Annotated in this window: 18 protein-coding genes; 10 read left to right on the forward strand and 8 right to left on the reverse strand. The window is 56.9% G+C overall.

Annotated elements, in window-relative coordinates; translation table 11 throughout:
* Positions 1-96 precede the first annotated feature (96 nt).
* From E5C26_RS07405 to E5C26_RS07415, 3 genes are all read left to right on the forward strand, one after another.
* Entirely contained in the window at positions 97-1,551 is a 1,455-nt protein-coding gene (locus E5C26_RS07405; protein WP_135315713.1) for an MFS transporter, read from the forward strand.
* Between the two features lie 110 nt (positions 1,552-1,661).
* Entirely contained in the window at positions 1,662-2,231 is a 570-nt protein-coding gene (locus E5C26_RS07410) for a helix-turn-helix domain-containing protein (protein ID WP_135315969.1), read from the forward strand.
* A gap of 2 nt (positions 2,232-2,233) precedes the next feature.
* The gene (locus E5C26_RS07415; RefSeq protein WP_135315714.1) at positions 2,234-2,752 is read left to right on the forward strand and encodes a GNAT family N-acetyltransferase; all 519 of its coding nucleotides are present in this window, start codon (positions 2,234-2,236) and stop codon (positions 2,750-2,752) included.
* A 63-nt stretch (positions 2,753-2,815) separates the two neighbouring features.
* Here E5C26_RS07415 and E5C26_RS07420 read toward each other — a convergent pair whose 3' ends face one another.
* The 3 genes from E5C26_RS07420 to ompC form a co-directional block, all read right to left on the reverse strand.
* The gene (locus E5C26_RS07420; RefSeq protein ID WP_135315715.1) at positions 2,816-3,646 is read right to left on the reverse strand and encodes a 5'-nucleotidase, lipoprotein e(P4) family; all 831 of its coding nucleotides are present in this window, start codon (positions 3,644-3,646) and stop codon (positions 2,816-2,818) included.
* Between the two features lie 32 nt (positions 3,647-3,678).
* Positions 3,679-4,518, reverse strand: coding sequence for a GNAT family N-acetyltransferase (locus E5C26_RS07425; protein WP_135315716.1), 840 nt, complete (start codon positions 4,516-4,518; stop codon positions 3,679-3,681).
* A 190-nt stretch (positions 4,519-4,708) separates the two neighbouring features.
* Positions 4,709-5,806, reverse strand: coding sequence for a porin OmpC (gene ompC, locus E5C26_RS07430; RefSeq protein ID WP_135315717.1), 1,098 nt, complete (start codon positions 5,804-5,806; stop codon positions 4,709-4,711).
* A gap of 389 nt (positions 5,807-6,195) precedes the next feature.
* Between ompC and dinG the strand changes: the two genes are divergently transcribed.
* On the forward strand, positions 6,196-8,394 hold the full coding sequence (gene dinG / locus E5C26_RS07440) for an ATP-dependent DNA helicase DinG (protein ID WP_135315718.1): 2,199 nt from the start codon (positions 6,196-6,198) through the stop codon (positions 8,392-8,394).
* Here dinG and E5C26_RS07445 read toward each other — a convergent pair whose 3' ends face one another.
* A complete protein-coding gene (locus E5C26_RS07445; protein WP_135315719.1) occupies positions 8,395-8,829 on the reverse strand; it encodes an Lrp/AsnC family transcriptional regulator in 435 nt (144 codons plus the stop codon).
* 136 nt (positions 8,830-8,965) lie between these two features.
* Between E5C26_RS07445 and E5C26_RS07450 the strand changes: the two genes are divergently transcribed.
* On the forward strand, positions 8,966-9,865 hold the full coding sequence (locus E5C26_RS07450; RefSeq protein WP_135315720.1) for a DMT family transporter: 900 nt from the start codon (positions 8,966-8,968) through the stop codon (positions 9,863-9,865).
* Positions 9,866-9,880: 15 nt separating this feature from the next.
* Here E5C26_RS07450 and E5C26_RS07455 read toward each other — a convergent pair whose 3' ends face one another.
* Positions 9,881-10,717: a helix-turn-helix transcriptional regulator gene (locus E5C26_RS07455; RefSeq protein ID WP_135315721.1), complete on the reverse strand. Its 837-nt coding sequence runs from the start codon at positions 10,715-10,717 to the stop codon at positions 9,881-9,883.
* Between the two features lie 100 nt (positions 10,718-10,817).
* Between E5C26_RS07455 and E5C26_RS07460 the strand changes: the two genes are divergently transcribed.
* The 4 genes from E5C26_RS07460 (at position 10,818) to E5C26_RS07475 (ending at position 15,841) form a co-directional block, all read left to right on the forward strand.
* Positions 10,818-12,239: an MFS transporter gene (locus tag E5C26_RS07460; RefSeq protein ID WP_135315722.1), complete on the forward strand. Its 1,422-nt coding sequence runs from the start codon at positions 10,818-10,820 to the stop codon at positions 12,237-12,239.
* 64 nt (positions 12,240-12,303) lie between these two features.
* Positions 12,304-12,936, forward strand: a complete 633-nt coding sequence (locus E5C26_RS07465) for an FMN-binding negative transcriptional regulator (RefSeq protein ID WP_135315723.1) — start codon at positions 12,304-12,306, stop codon at positions 12,934-12,936.
* A 39-nt stretch (positions 12,937-12,975) separates the two neighbouring features.
* The gene (gene ybiB, locus E5C26_RS07470) at positions 12,976-13,935 is read left to right on the forward strand and encodes a DNA-binding protein YbiB (protein WP_135315724.1); all 960 of its coding nucleotides are present in this window, start codon (positions 12,976-12,978) and stop codon (positions 13,933-13,935) included.
* 49 nt (positions 13,936-13,984) lie between these two features.
* Positions 13,985-15,841 carry a M3 family metallopeptidase gene (locus tag E5C26_RS07475; RefSeq protein WP_135315725.1) on the forward strand — a complete coding sequence of 619 codons (1,857 nt, stop codon included), beginning with the start codon at positions 13,985-13,987 and terminating at the stop codon, positions 15,839-15,841.
* A 63-nt stretch (positions 15,842-15,904) separates the two neighbouring features.
* Here the strand turns inward: E5C26_RS07475 and E5C26_RS07480 are convergent, their stop codons facing one another.
* Positions 15,905-16,543, reverse strand: a complete 639-nt coding sequence (locus tag E5C26_RS07480) for a flavin reductase family protein (protein WP_135315726.1) — start codon at positions 16,541-16,543, stop codon at positions 15,905-15,907.
* A gap of 119 nt (positions 16,544-16,662) precedes the next feature.
* On the opposite strand from E5C26_RS07480, the gene rlmF reads away from it, so the two are divergent.
* On the forward strand, positions 16,663-17,628 hold the full coding sequence (gene rlmF, locus E5C26_RS07485) for a 23S rRNA (adenine(1618)-N(6))-methyltransferase RlmF (protein WP_167796628.1): 966 nt from the start codon (positions 16,663-16,665) through the stop codon (positions 17,626-17,628).
* A gap of 46 nt (positions 17,629-17,674) precedes the next feature.
* Here the strand turns inward: rlmF and E5C26_RS07490 are convergent, their stop codons facing one another.
* On the reverse strand, positions 17,675-18,673 hold the full coding sequence (locus tag E5C26_RS07490) for a fimbrial protein (protein ID WP_135315728.1): 999 nt from the start codon (positions 18,671-18,673) through the stop codon (positions 17,675-17,677).
* A 28-nt stretch (positions 18,674-18,701) separates the two neighbouring features.
* Positions 18,702-21,236, reverse strand: coding sequence for a fimbria/pilus outer membrane usher protein (locus E5C26_RS07495; RefSeq protein ID WP_240775921.1), 2,535 nt, complete (start codon positions 21,234-21,236; stop codon positions 18,702-18,704).
* Between the last annotated feature and the right edge of the window lie 13 nt (positions 21,237-21,249).

Consider the following 21,249-nt stretch of genomic DNA (forward strand, 5'->3'; position numbering starts at 1 on the left):
GCCTCACCCTACTCTTATTCCAAGATAATTCTTGTTAAATTTAACGCAGTATCACGATTAACTCAATGCCATTCCTCTGAAAACAGGACAACAACTGTGATAACCAACGATGATAGCCGCTGGGCCGATCTCTTTTCCGGCAAAAATGGTGCCAGTGCGATCGCGCTCTCACTCGGCGTAGCGCTGCACGCCATCAATATTCTGGTTGCCACCACCATTCTGCCCTCGGTGGTGCAGGACATTGGTGGTCTGAGTCTGTATGCCTGGAATACTACGCTGTTTGTGGTGGCGTCGATCCTGGGGTCGGCATTATCGGCACGTTTACTCAGCGGTTACGGGGCTCGCAGTGCCTACGTGGTGGCGTCACTGTTCTTTATTGCCGGGGCGATGCTGTGCGCGCTGGCACCATCAATGCCGGTGATGCTGATCGGCCGAACCGTGCAGGGCTTCGGAGGCGGGCTGATTTTCGCGCTTTCGTACGCCATGATCAATCTGGTATTTGAGCAAAAGCTCTGGCCGCGGGCGATGGCGTTGATTTCGGCGATGTGGGGTATCGCGACCCTGGTGGGGCCGGCGGTGGGCGGCATTTTTGCCGAACTGAACGCCTGGCGCTGGGCCTTTGGCATCCTGTTGCCGGTGATGGTGCTGTATGCCGGGTTTACCTTCCTAATCTTGCCGAAAGGCAAACCGCAGCAGCAGGCAGCACCGTTGCCGCTGGCGCAGTTGCTGTTGTTGACGACGGCGGTACTGGTGGTGTCCGCCGGCAGCCTGGCGGACAGCGCGTGGGTCAATCTTGGCGGTATTGCGTTGGCCGTACTGATGATGGCCTGGTTGATACAGCGTGAAGCGCACTCCCGTGCCCGGCTGCTGCCGAAGGGGGCTTTGCGCCGCGGTTCGCCGCTGGCCTCGTTGTATATCACCGTCTCTTTGCTGGTAGTGGGTATGACCAGTGAAATCTTCGTGCCTTATTTCCTGCAAACGCTGCATGGTCAGTCCCCGCTGATTTCCGGGTATATCGCTGCCACCATGGCGGCGGGGTGGACATTATCGGAAATCCTCAGTTCCGGTTGGCGCAGTGCGGGCATCCGCCGGGCCATTGTCAGCGGGCCGCTGTTGGTGTTGGTGGGGCTGCTGGCATTGGGCCTGCTGATGCCGATACCTTCCGGTGGCCATTGGACCGGGCTGACGCCGATTGTGATTGCCCTGACGCTGGTAGGTTTTGGTATTGGTTTCGGCTGGCCGCATCTGTTGACGCGTATTCTGCAGGTTTCGCCTGAGGCCGATAAGGATATTGCCGGGGCGTCTATCACTACGGTGCAATTGTTTGCGACCGCCTTTGGTGCCGCGCTGGCCGGGATGATTGCCAACCTGGCCGGGTTGAATGTGCCGGGGGGGTCGGCGGGGGCGGCCTCTGCGGCGCGCTGGTTGTTCCTGCTGTTTGCACTGGCACCGCTGCTGGCGGTGTTCAGTGCCTGGCGCTGCGCGGCGATCGCACCGCCGGTTGCCGACAGCGACAAGCGGGTACCAGACTCGTCGGCACTGCCGTCATAACAGCGAAAGGCTTTTCACCAAGTTATAGTGCCAGTTAAAAATTGGCTTGACGTATCCCGTATTTGAGATTATTTCTCTTATATGGGATTTTTCATGTCAGAGACTCAATGATGGATAACGGATTGGAAAGCGCCGATCTCAGGCTGGCGCAGCGACTGTCTGATTTACGCCAGCAACAGGGCTGGTCGCTGGAGGAATTGGCGCAGCAAACCGGTATCAGCCGGGCGACGTTGTCGCGGGTCGAACGCGCGGAAACCAGCCCGACTGCTTCCTTGTTAAACAAGCTGTGCTCAGCCTATGGGCTGACCATGTCGCGGCTGCTGAGCGAGGTCGAGGACGAGCCACCGGAGTTGTTGCATCGTGAACAGCAGACGGTGTGGGTTGATCGTGCCAGCGGTTTTCATCGCCGTTCGGTCTCACCGCCTGCCGCCCTGTATAAGGCCGAGTTTATTGAATGCACATTGGAGGCTGAGGCGGTGATTGCCTATGACACGCCTTCGGTGCATGCGCTCGAGCACCATCTGTGGCTGCTGGCAGGGCGACTTGAACTGACGCTGGAGGGACGTACCTTCCAGCTTGAGCCGGGTGACTGCCTGCGTTATCGGCTGTTCGGCGCTTCAAAATTTCATGCTCCCGGCCCTGAGCCGGCCCACTATACCCTTGTTATCAGCAGGCCCTAATCATGGTTGAGATACAGCAACTGAATGCCGAAACGGCACAAAACGCGATCCCGGAACTGGCCGAAATGCTGCAAGCCAGCGTCACCCAGGGCGCGAGTATTGGTTTTGTCATGCCGTTCACACTGGAGCAGGCGCAGGCGTTCTGGCGCGGCCTGTTACCGGCGATTGAGCGTGGGGAAAGGTTGCTGTTGGTGGCATACGATACCGGGCGCGTGGTGGGTACGGTGCAGTTGCTGTTGGCAATGCCGGACAATGGCCGCCACCGGGCGGAGGTGGTAAAGCTGATGGTGCACCCGGATGCACGCCGCCGGGGAATTGCCCGCAGCCTGATGCTGCAGGTGCAACAAAACGCACTTGAGCTGCAGCGGCATTTATTGGTGCTCGATACCCTGACCGGTGATACGGCGGAAGGTATGTATCGCCAATTGGGTTTTCAACTGGCGGGCAGCATTCCGCAATACGCCCTCGCCAGCAATGGCAGCGCGCTGGATGCCACCAGTTATATGTATAAATTACTGTAAATTTTCCCCGACTGATACGGGCGCAGCATGCGGCGCCCCTACAGGATTAGCAGGTGAGCAGGATTACTGCCCGTTCCAGGCCTTGATGGCTTGCTGGCGTATCAGCAGTTTTTGCTCTGGTGTCAGCTTGTTATAGTCCTGCGCCATGCCGCTTTCCCAGTCGCCGTACAGCGGATTCGGCAGCACGATATATTCGGTGCCGAACTTGCTTTGGTTGTCGGCGACAAACGCGCGGCGCTGTGCGTTATCCTTGTGGTAAGTCGCGGCACCGAAGTCGTTCAGGTTGTCACCGGCGTACACCACAATATCGTAGCCCGCGTTTTTGATGGCGTCGAAGCGTGGCTGTTTGTTGGAGGTATCACCGCTGAGCAGCACGGTTTTTTCCGACATGCCGGTAAAGCCCAGTTTCTGCATATTGGCCACCGTGGCGGCGTATTCAGACTGCTTGCGGTTGGAAACGTAGAACATGGTGCCCTGATGGCTGTTGACGTAGCGGGCAAATTGCACGGCACCCGGTACCGCCCCGGCTTGCTCTGCCTGCGACCATTTGGCCCAGGTGGCAGCGGCGAAAGGTTGTCCCTGTTTTGCCTGCCAGCCGGAATAAGGGCTGTTGTCCAGCAGGGTTTCGTCCAGATCCACCACCACGGCTTTCTTCTTGCCCGGCGTGGCTTTGGCCTGATCAAAAGCCAGTTTGGCGCTGTTGAACGCCTGGTGTGACAGCGCCTGATATTCCCCGGACTGTTGGAACCAGTTCAGGGCCAGCACTGACTGATCTGCCAGGCGTTGCCCGGCTTGCAGGTCGGTTTTTGGTGGTTGTGCGCAACCGCTCAGGGCCAGTAATGCAATGCCGATGGCCGCGCCAAGAGTGATTTTCTGCTGATTTGTTCCTGCCATAAAGGGATAGCTCTCTGGTTGTTATTGTGGATTTACAAGCTCATCGCCATCTCGAACTGGCGCAACGCGTCTTGCTGCCAGCCGAGTCGAGCGAAGAAGGGAGCGGCCACTTCGGGAACGTAGACGTTGGTCACCAGCGGCAACGGTGAAAAACGCGCCTGCAGTGCGGCCAACATCGCCCTTGCATGGCCCTGGTTACGGTGTTGTGGCGGCACGTAAATCATGCGTAAAAAACACTTCTCCGCGCCGACCTGCACCACCGCATAGGCCTGGTGCTGTTCAAGGGTAAAGGCATAGGGTTTGCCGGGCAGCTTGAACAGCGTTTCCGGGGCGATCAACCAGGGCTGGCTGGTGGCCCCTTCGGCAATCAGGCGGTGGGAAACGAACAGCGGATCAATTTCCTTCAGCGGCACAATGTCGCCAGCCGTTTGCTCGCCTGCCTGATGGCCGGTGAGGGTGCCCACGATGCGCAGCCCAGCCTGATGGTACAGTGCAATGGCGGGGTCATTGCCCTCAATCACCTCCAGCGACAACTGGCGATCGCTGCGCTCACGCGCATCGGCGACAATCCGCTGCATCAGGGTTTTACCCAATCCTTTACCGCGCATTTCCGGCCGGATCGACAGCGCCGCCACCCGGCTGTGCAAGCCACGGCGGCTGATCAGCGCCAGTGCTACCGGTTGCTGTTGATGCGTGACGATAATGCTGTCATTCAGGCTGAGGTCTTCGGCACCGAAGCGACGGGCGAAGGTGTCACCGTCAATGACGAAACGCACAATGTAGTTTTCAAAACAGTGGCAAAGGATTTGCGCCAGCTCGTCACTGCTGTAGCGCAATGCTGAGTGGTATTCGAATGGGGAGGTGTTTGGCATAGGTCATCCAGGTTGATTTGCGCAACATATAGATGTAGACCCGTTTGTTTTGTAAGGCAAGTTTCCTGATGCGGCGATGAGAGGCGAAGGGCGAGCAGAGCATCAAATGAAAAAGCCGGGCGTTGCCGCCCGGCGAAGTCATTCTGGATATCAAGTGGAGCTAAGTTTGCAGTGGTGGTTATTCATCACATCAGAACTGGTAGGTCAGGGCGACGGCGATGACGTTGTCATCTTTCAGACCCAACTTATTGTTGCTGTCGAGTTGGTTGATTTTATAATCAACATAGGTCGACATGTTCTTGTTGAAATAGTAGTAAGTACCGATATCGATATATTTCACCAGGTCGGCGTCGCCGATGCCTTCAATATCTTTACCTTTCTGCTGAACATAACCCAGCGATGGACGCAGGCCGAAGTCGAACTGGTATTGCGCAACCAATTCCAGACCTTCTGCTTTATTGGCAAAGCCGCTAACAGAGGTAGAGGTATTATTAATGGTCGCAGTACCGGAGATAGGGGCGATATTACGGCTTTGCGAGTAGGTCGCTGCCAGATAAACTTCTTTGTTGTCGTATTTCAGGCCGCCGGCCCAGATATCCGCTTTATCGCCCTTACCGAAGGTGCCTGCTTTTTGGCCGGCAGTACGGTTGGAAGAAGCGTAAGCAGCACCGACGCTCAGGCCGTCGATGATTTCATAGCTGGAAGACAGGCCCCAACCGTCGCCGTTCGCTTTGCTGCCAGAACGACCGTCGTTTTCGTTTTTGCCCTGGTACTGTACAGCGAACTTCAGGCCGTCAACCAGACCGAAGAAGTCGTTGTTACGGTAGGTTGCCACACCGTTGGTACGGCCGTTCATAAAGTTGTCGGTTTTGACGTAAGCATCATCACCGAATTCTGGCAGCATATCCGTCCAGGCGCCGACGTCATAGATAATGCCGTAGTTGCGGCCGTAGTCGAATGAACCGATATCTTTATATTTCAGACCAGCAAAGCCCAAACGGGTTTTGGTATCTTTGGTGCCGTCAGCCTCAGCATGGTTGGCAGCAATCTGATATTCCCACTGGCCATAGCCAGTCAGCATATCGTTAATTTGTGTAGCGCCTTTAAAACCGATACGCACGTAGGTTTTATCGCCATCATTGCCGGTATCGTCAGAGAAATAGTGCATTGCTTTTACGCGGCCGTAAAAATCAAGTTTATTGCCGTCTTTGTTGTAGATTTCCGCTGCTTGTGCTGTCTGCGCAATTAAAAGTGCCGGAATAACAACGGCCAGAAGATTACGTTTCATGATTTACCCTGCTTTATACGATTGAAAGACGCTTATCATTAGTTGTATTGCTGTTTCACTGCGCCGCCTGTTTTGTTCGCAGCGCAGGTTTTTTACCGTAGTAATGTGATCTATTTATGACAAAATATTCATTTTCATGTCGAACGATTAAAAAAGTTGCGAAAAGAGTGAATTTCTTCTTCATACAACTGTCGGTGGTGTTCTGCGGTTGCGATGTTGTGGAGGGGAACCACACGTGAAATTTATACGTTGAACGTCATCAAGGCCAACCGCCAGGGGGATGAGTGACGCCTCAGTGCGGGCGGAGCCTCAATGATTGAAGGCCGGGCTGACGTGGCCGACGGTCTGTGGGACAATAGCGCCATCATTTCGTAGAGATATAGAGTTGAATGGCGCTCTCCCCCGCAGTTAAAGATCAGATTGGCCAGTGGTACAAAGCCCTGCAGCAGCAAATACCGGATTTTATTTCCCGTGCACCGCAACGGCAGATGATCGCCGAAGTGGCGAAAACGCTGGCCGGTGATTACCCGCGCCATCTGGCGATTGAAGCCCCGACCGGCGTTGGCAAAACCTTGTCGTACCTGATCCCGGGGATCGCCGTTGGCCGTGCAGAGAGCAAACCGCTGGTGGTCAGCACCGCCAACGTGGCGCTGCAGGATCAGATCTACAGCAAGGATTTACCGTTGCTGAAGAAGATCATCCCCGATCTGAAGTTTACCGGTGCCTTTGGCCGTGGGCGCTATGTTTGCCCGCGCAACCTGGCGGCGCTCTGCACTGACGTCAGCGAGCAGGGTGACCTGATGCTGTTTCTGGGCGACGAACTGGCGCCTTCGAGCGGTGAAGAACAGGCGCTGTGCCAAAAGCTGAGCAAGGCGCTTGACCGCCATGAGTGGGACGGGCTGCGCGACCATTATCAACTGTCGATTGACGATCCGCTGTGGATCAAGCTGAGCACCGATAAAGCCAACTGCCTGGGCCGTAACTGCCATTACATTCGTGAATGCCCGTTTTATATCGCCCGTAAAGAGATCGAAACCGCCGACGTGGTGGTGGCTAATCATGCGTTGGTGATGGCGGCGCTGGAAACCGAGTCGGTGCTGCCGAACCCGAAAGAGCTGCTGCTGGTGCTGGACGAAGGACATCATCTGCCGGAAGTAGCGCGTGACGCGCTGGAGATTGAAGGCGAAATCACCGCCTTGTCGACCAATTTGCAGTTGGACATGATCGTGCGCCAGGTTGAGCAGTGCATGACGCAATACCGGCCGAAAAGCCCGCCGGGGTTGGCGAATGGCGAACGTTTGAAGAACCATTGCGAAGAACTGCGCGAACTGATCCAAATCTTCGAGCATCAGGTCAGCGCCTATCTGCCGACCGATACGGTCATCGCCGAACATCGATTTGAAATGGGGGAACTGCCGCCGGAGATGGTAGAAACCTGCGCACGGTTATTCAAGCTGACCGACGCGTTGCGTGGGGTGGCGGAATTTATCGTCAACGATCTCAGCGAACAGACCGGCAAGCACGATATTGTGCGGCTGCACCGTTCCATCATTCAGATGAGCCGCACCCTGGGCTATCTGGAGGCGATGAGCAAACTGTGGCGGCTGGCCGCGCTGGATAAATCGTCCAACGCGCCGATTTCCAAATGGGTCACGCGCGATCTGCGCGACAACGTGACCCATCTGTACCTGCATTGCGTGGGCATTCGCGTTAGCGATCAGTTGGAAAAACTGCTGTGGCGCAAGGTGCCGCATGTGGTTGTCACCTCGGCAACGCTGCGCTCGCTGAACAGCTTTGCGCGCCTGCAAGAAATGAGCGGATTAAGTGAAAAGGCCGGCGATCGTTTCGAATGCCTGTCTTCGCCGTTCAATCATGTGGAGCAGGGCAAGATTGTTATTCCGAATATGCGTTTTGAGCCGGCGATAGCCAATGAGGCTGAACATCTGGAAGAGATGGCGCGCTTTTTCCGCGCCGAGCAGGCCACTGGCAAGCACAAGGGCATGCTGATCCTGTTCAGCAGCCACCGGGCGATGCAGACCTTCCTCAGCTATGTGACCGATCTGCGTCTGATGCTGCTGGTACAGGGCGATCAGCCGCGCTATCGACTGGTGGAAGAACACCGTAAACGGGTCGAAAAGGGCACCGCCAGCGTGTTAATCGGCCTGCAGTCGTTTGCCGAAGGGCTGGATCTGAAAGGTGAACTGCTGACCCAGGTGCATATCCACAAGATTGCCTTCCCGCCGATCGACAGCCCGGTGATCCTGACCGAGGGCGAATGGCTGAAATCACTGAAGCGCTATCCGTTTGAAGTGCAGAGCCTGCCGAGCGCCTCGTTCAACCTGATCCAACAGGTGGGGCGACTGATCCGCAGTAATGAGTGCCACGGCGAGATCGTGATTTACGATCGCCGCCTGCTGACCAAAAGCTACGGTTCGCGCTTGCTGGCGGCGTTGCCGGTGTTCCCGATCGAACAGCGCGACGTGCCGGAGGCCGACAAGGCGCACCTGGCGGCAGTTAAATCCGCCGCGGCGGCGGAGAAAAAAGACAAAAAACGCAAGAACCCGTTCGCCCGCCGACGTACGCGTTAATCAAAGTAGCGGGGGCAGGCGGCGCTTCACCGGCGTGGTTTTGACGATGGAAGTGTTGCTCTGCGCGCGCTCGGCCAGCCGATCAAGGATCTGGTCGAGCTGCTCCATCGAATGCGCCACCAGCCGCACGATAAAACAGTCCTCGCCGGTCACCTTGTCACACTCAATCACCTCCGGGATTTCCTGGATCATCTGTTCGACCTTTTTCAGCATGCCCGGCAGCGGTTTGATGCGCACCAGCGACTGAAAAGCGTAGCCCAAGGCCTGCAAATTAACGTTCAGGGTGTAACCCTGGATCACGCCGTTTTCTTCCAGCCGCCGCAGGCGTTCGGAGGTACTGGGTGAAGATAGCCCGGCTCTGGCACTAAGGGTTTTCAGCGAGACCCGTGCGTCTTCGGCCAGCAGGGTCAGGATTTGGCGATCGATATCATCCATAGCGACTCCATTAGGTTAATTTCGATTTATTCCTTCAATAAAAAGGCAGTTAAGCACATTGGCCTTTTTTATTCCATGGAAACCGGCGCGGGAAAGTCGCAAGCTAAGCGTATTGGCTTACCCTGAGGAAACAATGATGAACGCAGAGATAAAACGCGGCTCGCTGGAGATGATTGCCGCAATGCTGATTTCCGGCACCATTGGTTGGTTTGTGCTGATGTCCGGCCAATCGGTAGTTAACGTGGTGTTCTGGCGCTGCGTGGTGGGGGCACTGGTATTGCTGGCCATTTGTGCTGTGCTGGGCCAACTGCGGCGTGACAGTCTGACCCGCGCCACGCTATGGGTGGCGATTGCCGGTGGCATCGCACTGGTGGTCAACTGGCTGTTGTTGTTTGCCGCCTATAGCTATGCGTCGATCTCCATCGCCACGGCGGTCTACAACACCCAGCCCTTTATGCTGGTGGCGCTGGGGGCGTTGTTCCTCGGCGAGAAGCTGACCGCCCGTAAGCTGCTGTGGCTGGCACTGGCGTTTATCGGCATGATGTTGGTGGTGTTGGCCCAGCCGAAGCAGGCGGGCGGACAGGATAACTACCTGATCGGTATTCTGCTGGCATTGGGGGCGGCGTTTTTCTATGCGCTGATGGCGCTGGCCGCCAAACGACTGAAAGGGACGCCGCCGCATCTGATTGCGTTGATTCAGGTGACGGTTGGCGTAGTGATGCTGCTGCCGCTGGTGGATTTCCAGGCATCGGCCAATGCCGGGCAATGGAGCATGCTGCTGACGCTCGGGGTGTTGCACACCGGCCTGATGTACGTGTTGCTGTATGGCGCAATCCAAAAGCTGCCGACCAACCTGATCGGCTCGCTGTCGTTTATTTATCCGATCGCCGCCATGCTGGTCGATCGGCTGGCGTTTGGCCATCGCCTGGTGGCGCTGCAGTTTGCTGGGGCGGCCATTATTCTGCTGGCGGCGGCGGGCATGAATCTGCTGGGGGAACGCCGCATTCGCCGGGCTGGCCTGCAAACGGACAGTTGATAGCCGCAAATAGCCTTACACCTGTAACAACGCCTCAAACGCCGCGCTGGCCGGGCATTGCGCCAGCGCGCTGTACATCACCAGGCGTAAATGATTTTCCTCATCGACAATGAACGACGCATGTTCAAACGTCACCTGGCCGACCTCTGGCACTTCGAAAGTACGCTGCCCCTGGCAACGACCGTGAATATCATGCTGCTGCCACAGTTGGCGGAACTGCGGTGATACCTGTTCCAGTGCCTGCACCCGTTGCTGCATGGTGGCGTCTTGCGGTGCGTGGGCGTAGTCGCGGCGAAAGCTGGCCAGAACCTGGGGCGCTTGCGCTTGCCACTCCACCAATCGCTGATTGAGCTGTGGGTCGGCAAACAGCATCCACAGCATATTACGCTGCTCCGCCGGGCGATCGCCGATGGTGAACAGCCGGTCCGCCGCCGGGTTCCAGGCGATGATGTCCCAGCTCAGGTTCATGACGTAAGCTGGGCGCAGTTGCAGATCGTCCAGCAGGCGACGCACCAGTGGCGAAACCTGACACCACTGATGGCCGACCGGCACCGGCGGGCGCTGATGCGCCAGCAGAAAAAGATGGTAGCGCCCGGTCGCATCCAGCTTCAGCACCCGTGCCAGATTCTCCAGAAAATCCACTGAGGCGTTGATCTCCCGCCCCTGTTCCAGCCAGGTGTACCAGGTGAGGCCGACGCCTGCCAGGGCGGCCACTTCCTCGCGCCGCAGCCCCGGCGTTCTGCGCCGGGTGCCGCTCGGCAAACCTACCGCCTGCGGTGATAACTTCTCACGTTTTTGACGTAGAAAATCCGCCAGATCCTGGCGGGTTCGGTTGAGGGTGCGCGGCGGCATAGTGGCTGTCCTGTTGCTGTTAGTAATAGTATAACTGGCTATATAGTAACAGTTTAGGACATGTTCCATACTGCCGCCATCCCAATCTTTGGAGGCATTTATGGAACAGTCATTAGCTAGTGACGATCGTCGTCTTCCCGGTTTGCCGGTGTTATTGCTGGGCGGCTTTGTGACGGTATTCGACCTGTTTGTGGTGAACGTGGCAGCGCCGATGATCCAGCAGCAGTTCACCGCCGACTTTGCCGGCATCGGGCTGATTATTGCCGGCTATGAGCTGGCATTCGGCGTGTTACTGATTGCCGGTGGGCGGTTGGGCGATCGCTTTGGTCGGCGGCGTATGTTCAGCCTTGGCATGCTGGGGTTTACGCTGACCTCGGCGCTGTGTGGCATGGCGACCTCGTTAAGCATGTTGATCGTAGCGCGCTTTTTGCAGGGAGCGACGGCGGCGCTGCTGTTCCCGCAGATTTATGCGTTGCTGCGCGTGTTGTACAGCCCTCACCAGCGGCGGCGCGCCTTTGCCTGGCTGGGCATGACGCTGGGGCTGGCGGCGATCTTTGGTCAGATTTTCGGTGGCTTTATTATCGAAGCCGATATCTTCGGCAGCGGTTGGCGAATGATTTTCCTGATCAATCTGCCGGTGGGGGTGCTGGCCGTGCTGGCGGCGCGGCGTATCCCCGAATCACGCCTCGAACAGGCGCAGCGGCTGGATGGCGTTGGTTTACTGCTGGCGGCAACCGGGCTGTTGTTGCTGCTGGTTCCGCTACTGGAAGGGCCTTCGCGTGGCTGGCCCTGGTGGGTGCTACCGGCGCTAGCACTGGGCATCGCGGTACTGTGGGGTTTTATTCGGTGGGAACGGCGACTGGCTTTGCGTGCCGGAGATGCGGTGCTCGATCCGGCGTTGTTGCGGCAGGGGAGTTTTGCTCCTGGCGTGGCGGTGGTGCTGGCGATTTACTCGACTGCGACTTCGTTCTTCCTGTGTTTTGCCCTGCTGCTACAGGCGGGCATTGGCCTGACGCCGTTTCAGGCGGGTAGCCTGTTTGCGCCTGCCAGCGTGGCTTTTATGCTGGGCTCATTGCTGGCACCGACGCTGGTGCAGCGCTGGGGTAATGGCGTGCTGGCGCTTGGCGTGGCGATTTACGCCACCGGGATGGCACTGTTGGTGGCGCAGGTGCTGTGGGGCGCGGCGCTGGTTCAACCGCTGTGGCTGTTACCGGGGTTGGTGGTCCTAGGCTTTGGTCAGGCACTGAGTATGACGCCGCTGCTTAACCTGGTGCTTGGGCTGGCAAAAGAACAGCAGGCGGGCATGGCCGCCGGGCTGATTTCCACCGTGCAACAAGTGGGTGGGGCGTTGGGAATTGCCGCCAGCGGTGCGTTTTTTGTTCCCTTGTTGGCAGGCGGTGCGGGCGCGGAAGGTTATGGGCGGGCGTTTGCCGGGGCAATGGTTTACAACCTGTTGGCGATGCTCGTGGCTTTGGTATTGCTGAGGTGGATCATCCAACAACAGCGCAAAGTGGATCTTTAGTAAAGCTGTGGCGAGTGTTATTGCTATTTCATCACGTTGATAATGCTAAAGGATGCCTAACGCCATGTACCAACCCGCCTCATTTCGCGATGACCGTCTGGAAAGTCAAATTGCTCTGGTCCGTGCCCACCCGCTGGGCATGTTAATCAGCCACGGTGAACGGGGACTGGTGGCGGACCCGCTGCCGTTTTTGATTGACGCTGATGAGCAGGGCAACATTGTGTTGCGGGCGCACCTGTCCCGCGCCAATCCGCATGGGTCCTTGCTACAGACCGTGCAAGAGTGCCTGGTGGTGTTTCAGGGGCCGGAGGGCTATATCTCGCCGGGCTGGTATGAAACCAAGCGTCAGACCGGCAAGGTGGTGCCGACCTGGAATTACAGCGTGGTGCAACTGCGCGGGGTGCCGCGGGTCACGGAGGACGCGGGCTGGCTACGCCAACAGTTGGACGGGTTGACGGCGTTGCAGGAAGGCCGCCAGCCCGAACCTTGGCGTATCGACGATGCGCCGGCCAATTATATCGCTGCTCAGATCAGGGGTATTGTCGGTATCGAGATCGCCGTGACGCAGCGCGAAGGCAAATGGAAGATGAGCCAGAACCGCAACGCCGAAGACGCAGAGGGGGTGATCGCCGCGCTGCGTGCCGGTGATGCTGACCAGCAGCAACTGGCAGATGAGGTTGAGCGGCGGCGTGGATAAGGTATGCTGACTCCAGACTGAATCAGGGGAAAGCAGAGCATGGATTACACCAAAATTATTAAAGAGATCGGCCGTGGCAAGAACCATGCGCGCGATCTGGATCGGGAAACCGCCTTTCAGCTCTACCAAAAGATGCTGGCCGATGAAGTTGGCGAATTGGAACTGGGCGGCATCCTGATTGCCATGCGTATTAAGGGTGAGGCTGAAGAGGAAATGATCGGCTTTTATCAGGCGATGCAACAGCAGGTGATGCGCCTGCAGGCGCCGTCTGGGCGACCGATGCCGGTGGTGTTACCGAGCTATAACGGTGCGCGCAAACAGGCAAACCTGACACCGCTGTTGGCGCTGTTGCTCAAACGTGTCGGGCTGCCGGTGGTGGTGCATGGCGTGCTCGATGACAGCACCCGCGTCACCAGTGCGGAAATCTTCCAGGCGCTGGGGCTGCCCTGGTCGCAAGATGCTGCTCATGCCCAGCAGCGCCTGGATGCGGGCGAAGTCGCGTTTATCCCGGTTTCCACGTTATCTGCCCCCTTGGAGCGTCAGCTTGGCCTGCGCTGGCGCATGGGGGTGCGCAACAGTGCCCATACGCTGGCCAAACTGGCAACGCCGTTTGCCGAACAGGATGTGCTGCGTATCGCCAGCGTGTCTCACCCGGAATATGTTGGCCGGGTAGCGTCATTCTTCCGCCAGATTGGCGCTCGCGGGTTGTTGATGCACGGTACCGAAGGGGAAGCTTATGCCAACCCGCAACGTTGCCCGCAGATCCATTACATGGTTAACGGCGAACAACAGGTATTGCTGGAACGACCGGCACAGGATGAAATTCCCGAGCTGCCGGCGGCAAAAGATGCCGAAACCACTGCACGCTGGACCGAACGTTGCCTGTCGGGTGAGGTGGCGATCCCGCTGGCGATCCAACGGCAAATTGCCTGCTGCCTGTTGGCCACCGGTGAGGTTGACACCCTGGAACAGGGGCTGGAACGTTTACGCAGCGCGTAAATCCCTTGGCTATACTGGAACACTTCGCTATTCGGCTGAAAGGATGGTTATGCAACAGGCTCTCGATTACTTCAATCAATTGAATCAGGACTACCTTGAAGTCCACCGCACCAAAGAAGAATTGTTCTGGCACAACTATATGGGCACCGGCGGCGGCGATGTTTCCGCACGCTTTTCGGCGGCGGAAAGCGCCTATAAACGCTTTATCGCCGAACCGCGTCGGCTGGCGGAAATTCGTCAGTTGCTGGCTGGGCTGGAAGTGCTGCCGCAGGACGCTCAGCGTGATGCGCTGCAACACGGCCTGAACGGCTGGCTGCGTTTCTTTGATTGCAACGCGATTGAAGACAGCGAAGCCCAGGCGCTGCTGGATCAGATCATCAGTGCCGAGGCGAGCCTGTATACCCGGCGCAAGGCCAACCCGGTCAGCCATCTGAATGCCAAAGGGCAGCGGGTGAATGCCTCGCTCGGCGAGCTGTTGACCAACCAGGCTACCAATGAAAATGAAGATTACCGCCGCAGTTCACAGAATGCGCTGCGTGAGCTGGAGCAGTGGCTGTTGCACAACGGTTTGCCGGAGCTGATTAGCCTGCGTAACCGCTTTGCACGTCAGATGGGTTTTCGCAACTATTTCGACTACAAGGTCAACAAAACCGAGCGCATGACACCGGAGCAGTTGTTCGCCATTTTGGATCGCTTTGAACAGCAGACCCGTGAAGCCAATTCGCGCAGTTTGCAGCAATTGGCGGCGCAAAAGGGCGAGCAGGCGCTGGAGCCGTGGAACATCCGTTTTGCCAGCGCCGGTGATGTGACCCGCCAACTGGATCCTTACTTCCCGTTTGCCCAGTCGCTGGAACGTTGGATCAACAGCTTCAAACGGCTGCATATCGGTTTTCGCGGTGCGCAGATGAGTCTTGATCTGTTGGTGCGTCAGGGCAAGTATGAAAACGGTTTTATGCACGGCCCGGTACCGCCGTTTATCCAGCAGGGGAAATGGCTGCCGGCGCGGATTAATTTCACCAGTCTGGCGCAGCCGGATCAGGTGGGCAGCGGGGCTAATGGCCTTAATACGCTGTTCCATGAGGGGGGCCACGCCGCGCACTTTGCCAACATCTGCCAGAACGCACCCTGTTTTTCGCAGGAGTTCCCGCCGACCTCGATGGCCTATGCCGAAACCCAGTCGATGTTCTGTGACAGCCTGCTGGACGACGCCGACTGGCTGAAGCGTTATGCGACAAACGCCGCCGGTGAGCCGGTGCCGGATGCGCTGATCGAGGCCGGTATTGCGGCGCGTCAGCCGATGCGTGCCTTCAACGAACGCCATATTTTGCTGGTGCCTTACTTTGAGTGGGCGCTGTATCAGTGGGATGACCAACAACTCACTCCCGAGGCGATTACCGCGCTGGCGCGGGAGATTGAACACAAAATACTGGGCATCAGCGGCAGCCCGCGCCCGACGCTGGCTATTCCGCATTTGTTGTCGCTGGAGTCGGCCTGTTCCTATCAGGGTTATCTGCTGGCAATGATGGCGGTTGAACAGACGCGTCATTTCTTCCTGCGGCGCGACGGTTATCTCACCGATAACCCGGCGATTGGCCCGGATCTGGCGCAGCATTACTGGCTACCGGGCAACGGTGTCAGTCACGACGCTACGCTACGCAGCCTGACCGGCGAAGGTTTTAACCCGGATTATCTGGCGCAGGCCTGTAATCAAACGGTGGCGCAGGCGTGGCAGGATGCGCAGCAAAGCATCGCTGCCGCCGCTGCCCGGCCGCAACCGGCGGCAGACTTCGACTTGGCGGCGCATATCCGCGTGGTGGACGGTGAGCAGGTGCTGGCAGATAACGCCGAGGGTGATGAAAAGATGTGCCGTGACTTCGCTGCGGCGATTAACGCGCGTCTGGCCTGAAACCGCTGAAAAAGCCCGCCGAGTGTCTGCATCGGCGGGCTTTTTATCAGCACCCGTGGCCGCTCAGCGTTTTTGCGCGTCCGGGCGAGTCAGGTCGAAGCGGTGCTGCTCCGAGATGCCATAGTAGGCGCTCGGGCCACCGGCACGCAGGATAGGTTCGGCGGCGGCAGTCTGATAGATGCCCTGTTCGTCCAGCAGTGCGGGGTCGATATGCACCGCCACCACTTCCCCCAATACCAGCCAGGTATCCACCTTGTCGCCCGCGGCGCTTTGCAATTGAATGCATTGCGACAGGCGGCATTCAAAGTTCACCGGGCTTTCCGCCACCCGTTCGGCCTTCACCCGGCGGCTGGGCAGCGGCGTCACGCCGGCAAAGGCAAACTCATCTTCACCGCGTGCCAGGCTGGCGGAGCTGTTATTCATCGCATTGGCCAGTGGACGCGTCGCCAGATTCCAGACAAATTCGCCGGTTTCGACGATGTTCGCCACGCTGTCTTTCCAGCCGGTGCTGGCGAAACCGATGATCGGCGGGCGGTAGTTGAAGCAGTTAAAAAAGCTGTAGGGTGCCAGGTTGCGCTGGCCGGTGACGCTGACCGAGGAGATCCAGCCTATCGGGCGCGGGCCGACGATGGCGTTCAGCGGATCGTGCGGCAAACCATGGCCGGCGGCGGGTTCATAGTAATAACGCGGCTCACTGCTCATAAATGACCTGAATTGGCTAAACGGAGCTTTTATTCTGACGTGTTTCCCGCCACCTGCAAGTTTGCCGTCGCTTTATGGTATCTTACGCGCCAGAAATACCTTTAAGAGAGCCCGTCACGGTGGAAAAAAAGAAAAGCTTCCCGCAGCAGAAAAGCGGACTGCACCCGCGTAACCGTCATCGCTCGCGCTATGACTTTCCGGCGCTGATCGCCAGCTGCCCGGCGCTGGAGCCGTTCGTCAAGCCGAACGCCTGGGGCGATATCTCGGTCGATTTTGCCGATCCGGCGGCGGTTAAAATGCTCAACCGTGCGTTGCTACAACATTTCTATGGTATCGAGCACTGGGATATTCCCGCTGATTACCTGTGCCCGCCAATCCCGGGGCGCGCCGATTATCTGCACCATCTGGCCGACCTGCTGGCGAGCAGCAACGACGGTGAGATCCCACGCGGTAAAGGCGTGGCGATCCTCGACGTGGGCATTGGTGCCAACTGCATTTATCCGATCGTTGGCCTGCGCGAATACGGCTGGCGGTTTACCGGTTCGGAGATTGACCCGGTGTCGCTCAATTCGGCCAAAATGATCGTCGAGATGAACCCGACGTTGAGAAACAGCGTGCGTCTGCGCCTGCAAAAACAGCCGGAGTTTATCTTTAACGGCATCATCGGGGTGGCAGAGAAATTCGACGCCACGCTGTGCAACCCGCCATTCCACGGCTCTGAGCAGGAAGCGCAGGCCAGCACCCGCCGCAAACTGCACAAGCTGGGCAAGGGCGAGGTGGCTGACAAACCGGTGCAGAACTTTGGTGGCAAGAATAACGAGCTGTGGTGTGAAGGCGGCGAAGAAGCCTTTGTGCGCAAAATGGTCGAAGAAAGCGTCAGCAAGGCGCAGAACTGCCTGTGGTTCACCTCGCTGATTTCCAAACACACCACTTTGCCATCGATTTATCACGCGGCCAAGTTGGCCGGAGTGGCTGAAGTGCGCACCATCGAGATGGCGCAGGGGCAAAAGATCAGCCGTTTTGTTGCCTGGACCTTCCATGACGCCGAGCAGCAGGCCGCCTGGGCGGCAGAACGCTGGCGCTAATCAGCGTTTACCCGTATGGGCGTCTTCTTGCCCTACGGGTAAAGCCTTACTGATAGGTCAGGGTAAAGGTGGCTATACTGTTTGCCTGGCCGCCGGTCACGGTCTGCGCCGTTTGGTAATAACGCGCTTTTAACGGGATGGACACCGCACCCTGGGTTGTGGCGGCCGTGAGATTCACCGCCGTACCGAAGGTCACCGGGGCATTGTTATACAACACCTGAATACCGATACCGCCCGCGGTGGCTGCCCCGCTTGCCGGGGTAATCGGCAATACGTTGGTTAGGGTGCCTTTGCCTGTAGGGTCTTCGAGCGTCAAGTTGACCCGGGTAGAGGCATCGCAGTCCAACTCAATGTTAAAGCTTTTTTCTGCGGCAGTAGACCCTGTGCCGGTAAACGCGGTTTTCAGCACCGTGCCCATCGGCACCTTGATGGCTTTGCTGGTTACCGAGCAAGGGGTTGTGGTGACCGTAAAGCTGTTCATGTTGAGCAAAGAAGCTGGTCGCCAGGTGCCATTATCATTGAGAATGGATGCCCCTACGGTAGCGCTGTTCACTACTCCTGAACCCGTGGTCGCGGCGGTTTTATAAAAGGTGAGTCTGGCTTTTCCCTTCATAGTAAAGTTTGTAAACATCCCTGCCTTGTTTGTATAGCAAAGCATGTTTTGGTCGTTGGTTTCAGTAACGTAGCGGATTACAGTGAGGCAATTATTAGTATCTTCCATGCCAATAGCATAACCAATGCCGGGCATACTGGTGCTGTAAATACGTCGGTCACCAATGGTGGTCACATAGGTGCCGTGACTTTTCACATACCAGCTCCAAGAGGGGGTGGTGAATCCGGTATCGCAGGATGAAAATTGAACGTTGCCGGCCACCACCTCGGCCCCAATTTGTGAACCCACCGGCGCATCGCGCGCAATCACCATATTTGACACTTTGATTGAAGAAGATGGCGTAACCGTACAGTCGGCTTGCGCTTTAGATATACACAATAATGAAATACCCAGCAGCATTAATGAACCCGATACGGCGTGAATATTACGCATAAGTGTTCCTTTAAATTAAAATAAAGTGTTAACGACAAACCGCAACTAAAACCCGTAGTGCCGTCGTCTCATTGTCTTTAGCCGCAGGCAAAGTGAATTCCACGCTGCATTGTTTATCGGCGGCTTTACCCCATTGCACTTGCAGCCTTCCCTGGTCGGGGATGCCGCTGATATACAACTGGCCACCGTCGCCGACCATTGCGCTGTTTGGCTGGTCGTTTTCTTCTTCTTCCACCAGAGTGGCGGTCGCTCCCAATGGCACCGGTTTGCCCTGGTAACTCAGCGTAATAATCGCGCGACTGCCTAAACGCGTTTTAAAGTTGGCCAGGCTGACGGCGCCGCGGGTTGGCACCACGTTTTGTACCGTGGTTTCGATATCGACATTGTCGCCCATCGAGCGGGTATCCAGCCCAATGCGGTTGTTACGGTAGGTACTGACATAAGGCACCACCGCATAGCCACGCGAATCCGTGTAAACCCCGGTATTGTTTTCCACTTTTATGTTGGCTGCGCCTGGGGCGCGAACCAGGGCCACGGTGTCGCCCAAGGGTTGTGAGAAGGTGACGCCATACGGATGGACGACGACCCCGCCTTGCATGCCGTAGTTGACCTGCTGCGAATGGCTGGAGTAGTTGTAACCCCCGTTGACTTCGCCATAGCGGCCTTTATAACGCGCACTGGCGCTACCGCTGTTGCCCTGGCCCTGATTGGCCTGGCTTTGCTGCAGGGTATAGCTGAGGTTATTGTCCTCCAGTGCGGTACCACTGAGGCCAGCCTGCTGCGTGACGCTGCCATTGCTGCCGGAGTTCAGGCTGTAGGTCGCCCAGCTATTGGGCAGGAACCGGCTTAAGGGAACCTGGATGTTGAATGAGAGCTGCTTGTCGCCCTGTTGGGTACCCGGTACTTGGCTATAGCTGTAATTCAGGCTGTAACTCACGCCGTAAATACTTTGGCTGTAGCCGGTGTTAATGGTGCGTTGGTAGCCACTCATACGCCAATAATCCTGCTGATAAGCAGAAATATAAATGCTGCCGTATTCTTTAAATGACTGATTCAGACTTAGCTGAGACTTACTGCGTTTATTGTAGTTATATCCCACATTGCTATAGCCAGGGGCATCAGGTGACAGGGTGCCAATTTCATTCACCTCTTGAAAAGTATAAAACCCCGCGGTCGAATAACGGTAACTGGCCAGGGTAAATGTGGTGCCGGTGAGGGCGATATCCTTGGAATACTGAATACGGAAAGACTGGCCGGTACTTTCGGTTTTATTCGGCAATGTGCTTTTTGCCTGGGTAATATCGGCCGATATTGAACCAATATCGCCGAAACCATGACCCAAACCGAGCGTTGCGGCCCAATAGTTTTCTGCACCGAGCAAACCACCGTAAATAGTGGTGCTATAGGGCAAGCCATAAATTAAAGATGTCTGGCCAAAGCCCGGTGTCTGGCTATTGGCATTGGCTGAGCGATAACGCCCGGCGACCAACGAATATTTGAATTGCCCCTGGCGCAGCATAATCGGCACCGCAGAGAAGGGCTGTACAAATGAGTGTTCGCTACCGTTAGCTTCGGTAATGGTGACCTGCAAGTCACCACTGGCGGAAGTAGGGTAGAGATCGTTAATTTCAAATGCCCCTGGGGCCACATAGGTTTGATAAATCACATAGCCATTTTGGCGAATAGTGACCTGAGCATTCGATTGAGCAATACCCCGTACTGACGGGGCAAAGCCCCTCAGGCTGTCGGGCAGCATGCTGTCGTCGGAGGTCAATTGCACCCCGGTAAACTGGTTGCTGTCAAAAACCATCCCCGGCGTGGTGCTTTGCCCGGCGATGAATTGGCTTTTTAATGCGTGGATATCGCGTTGCAGGTAGCTATTCACCGAGTTCCATTTCGTCTGGCCCTGAGTATCGCGGGTATAGGTCGAGTAATTGCGCAGACGCCAGGCACCCAGGTTTGCCCCGGATTGCAGGTTAAAATAATAGCTGTCCTCACGGGCCGACGCGCTTTTCCGCTGGGTATTGGCGCCACTAAAGGTGTAGTTGAATAACAGCGCGGGCAAACCCTGGTCCCATAAAGCGGGATCGACATAGCCCCGCGCCTGAGAGTCCAGTGCGGCTTGCGGAATGCTGATGTCCAGGCGCTGTTGCTCAAAATTAAAATGCGTACTGGCATCGGGGATATACTTGCCAATGTCCGTGATCGGCTGTTCGCCGGGCAGTTGTTGCAGCGCCGGGAATGCCTGGTTTTTTACGCCCATATCCGCTAATTGCTGAGCGGTTAATTCAGGTGCCAATTTATTGTCATCCGACTTGATAAATTTGACCGACCGCGTTTCAACAAAGTTGTCGTTCAAATACATATCGACGCGGTATTCTCCCGGTATATCTCCACCGGAACTGTATAAGTGTTCGAGGTCAGCCGATTGCTGTGCCGGATCCTGCATTTCTAATGCGGCAGGGCTGAAGTAATAATCGCTGGCCACGGCGGGCAATCCCATTAGCCCAACGCCGGTGGCCGCGATGTTTATTAACCAGTGGTAGTGATTATTATTTTTCATACTGACTCCTCGT

Source organism: Serratia proteamaculans (genome assembly GCF_004684015.1).
In the GTDB taxonomy this organism is placed as follows: Bacteria; Pseudomonadota; Gammaproteobacteria; order Enterobacterales; family Enterobacteriaceae; genus Serratia; species Serratia proteamaculans_F.